We start from the raw sequence: 2335 nt of genomic DNA, 5'->3' as shown, positions 1-2335 counted from the left end.
TCTATTGTAACGCTACACGGCTGGTTCCAATAATCTTTCAAACAGCTTGTCAAAGAATCAGAAAACTGCTATAATAAGAAAGATGGAGGCGTTATGGCATTAAAAAAAGCGAGTCTAGCGTGTACAGTTTGTGGGTCGCGAAACTACTCAATCAAACTTAGTAGCACTCCAAAACCTACGCGTCTAGAAGTAAATAAATATTGTAAACATTGCAGTAAATACACCCTGCACAAAGAAACCAGATAGGAGACAGTTGTGAGATTCATTAAAGATGTTTTTGGATTATTGAGAGGTACAACTTGGCCTACCCGTAAAGAAAGATGGACTGATTTCCTTTCCGTAATGGAATACACAGCATTCTTTGTTGTGCTAATCTACATTTTTGATAAGGTAGTGGCTAGCGGTCTCTTCCGCATAATCAACATGTTTTCATAAGAAAGATAGAGCTGCTTTGGCGGCTCTATTTGTCTGTAAAATTTTTTTCAAAATGCTTTGTAATTTTGGATTTTATGGTATAATAGGGCTAGAAATATGAAGCGAGGCCCTCAGGCTTTTTTATTTAGGAAAGGACAAGACATGGACAGTTTTGACAAAGGCTGGTTTGTACTGCAAACCTACTCAGGCTATGAAAATAAAGTAAAGGAAAACCTCTTGCAGCGGGCTCAGACTTACAATATGCTGGAAAATATCCTGCGTGTGGAAATTCCGACCCAGACCGTACAGGTCGAAAAGAACGGCAAGACCAAAGAAGTTGAAGAAAACCGCTTCCCAGGCTATGTACTGGTTGAGATGGTCATGACAGATGAAGCCTGGTTTGTCGTGCGGAATACGCCGAACGTAACTGGATTTGTGGGTTCACACGGAAACCGCTCTAAACCAACGCCGCTCTTGGAGGAAGAAATTCGCAATATCCTCATCTCCATGGGGCAAACGGTTCAAGAATTTGATTTGGATGTCAAGGTGGGCGACACCGTCCGTATTATTGATGGTGCCTTCACTGACTATACAGGAAAAATTACAGAGATTGATAACAATAAAGTCAAGATGATTATTTCCATGTTTGGCAATGACACGGTTGCAGAAGTCAACCTCAGTCAAATTGCAGAGCTATAATTTCTTGAAAAGCATAAAAAAGAGAGTCGGAAATATTTTTCCGCTCTTTTTGTGTGCAGTTTTACATTGATCCCACCATCTAGAATTTAAATAAGATAAATATAGTTTCAATAACTTAGCTTATGGTCAGGAAAACGGATACAGAATTCGTTCAAAATGTTATAATAAGTAGTGATATAACCAAGAAGATGTTTAAGGAGGGCTTATGAAAACCATTTTTGAAAATCAAGAAATAACATTTAGTGGCCAAGATGGCCATACTTTAATTGTTAAAAATGAGGGTTTGTCCTATCAAGATGGGAAAAATAAAAATCTTGATATTTCATTTGATAAAGTTTCCGCTATCTTACCACTTCGTTACTGTAATTCTAATTCAAGTTATAATCTCATTTTTCGAGATAAGAACGGAAAGAATATGGCTGAATTTGATACGGATACCACCATTCGCAATAATATCCACAATATTTTTGAAACGAAGTCAATACTGTTAGCCTTTGCAGCAAGCAAACTTACCAAAGATTTCCCAAATAATCTGAGGACTCTTGATATAACATTGGCTTTTAGTCCGAAAGAAAAAGAAATTCATATTGCTAATGGCGTCATCTATGGCTCAAAGAATACAATCAATATTGAGGACATTCGCAGAGTACAGTGCGTGACAAATGGGACGATTTCCAATCTTGCTCTGTACAGAAATGATAAAAAGAAATTTTGGGACATTCCTGATATGAAACTCCCTTGTAACGAAATAACCTTGCCTTTGCTTGAATCGATTGTTACTAAAAATACGGGGAAAGGGATAGATTTCACTCGGGGAAATGGTTTCGATCAAAAAACTTCTGAGTTTATGATTATTCGTTATATGGATTCCAGCTTTTTTATCAACAGTGATGGAACTCTAGCTAAAAAATGGCAAAAACAAGTTTACGATAGAATTCTTTTATACCAATATGATCTAGCAGATTTATTAAAACAGCTACCGTAAGTTCAGGTCATAACTTTGGCATGTGAGTTGGCTTGTGGAAGCGGAAAAAGGAGACAAGTAACCTTCGGTTGGCTATTACAGTAAGCAATCTGTACAGAATTGAAAGTAAAATAGTAAAATCCTTCTGAATCGCTCAGAAGGATTTTTTGTCCACCAACTTAACTGAATTTAACCAAAGGAGAAAATCAAAAAGCCCGATTTTACGGCTCTATAATTTCTGTAGTGGGTAAATCCACC

At 37.2% G+C, this 2335-nt stretch carries 4 protein-coding genes; all 4 read left to right on the top strand.

What is annotated here, in order from left to right:
• The first annotated feature begins 93 nt into the window (after positions 1 to 93).
• The 4 genes from rpmG (at position 94) to STRDD04_RS08155 (ending at position 2098) form a co-directional block, all read left to right on the top strand.
• Positions 94 to 246 (top strand): 50S ribosomal protein L33, encoded by a 153-nt coding sequence (gene rpmG, locus STRDD04_RS10695; protein WP_015605910.1) that lies wholly within the window; start codon positions 94 to 96, stop codon positions 244 to 246.
• Positions 247 to 255: 9 nt separating this feature from the next.
• On the top strand, positions 256 to 435 hold the full coding sequence (gene secE, locus STRDD04_RS08165) for a preprotein translocase subunit SecE (protein ID WP_037617407.1): 180 nt from the start codon (positions 256 to 258) through the stop codon (positions 433 to 435).
• Between the two features lie 141 nt (positions 436 to 576).
• The gene (gene nusG / locus STRDD04_RS08160) at positions 577 to 1113 is read left to right on the top strand and encodes a transcription termination/antitermination protein NusG (protein ID WP_037617404.1); all 537 of its coding nucleotides are present in this window, start codon (positions 577 to 579) and stop codon (positions 1111 to 1113) included.
• Positions 1114 to 1318: 205 nt separating this feature from the next.
• On the top strand, positions 1319 to 2098 hold the full coding sequence (locus STRDD04_RS08155) for a hypothetical protein (protein WP_062201382.1): 780 nt from the start codon (positions 1319 to 1321) through the stop codon (positions 2096 to 2098).
• The last annotated feature ends 237 nt before the right edge of the window (positions 2099 to 2335 follow it).

Source organism: Streptococcus sp. DD04 (genome assembly GCF_001578725.1).
GTDB lineage: Bacteria > Bacillota > Bacilli > Lactobacillales > Streptococcaceae > Streptococcus > Streptococcus sinensis.
The sequence above is the reverse complement of the archived record's forward strand: the minus strand, read 5'-3'. Positions and strand labels throughout refer to the sequence as shown.

Bases quoted from the DNA above. Each gene is read 5' to 3' on its own strand.
- STRDD04_RS08155 (WP_062201382.1), top strand. From the start codon at position 1,319: ATGAAAACCATTTTTGAAAATCAAGAAATAACATTTAGTGGCCAAGAT.
- rpmG (WP_015605910.1), top strand. From the start codon at position 94: ATGGCATTAAAAAAAGCGAGTCTAGCGTGTACAGTTTGTGGGTCGCGA.
- nusG (WP_037617404.1), top strand. From the start codon at position 577: ATGGACAGTTTTGACAAAGGCTGGTTTGTACTGCAAACCTACTCAGGC.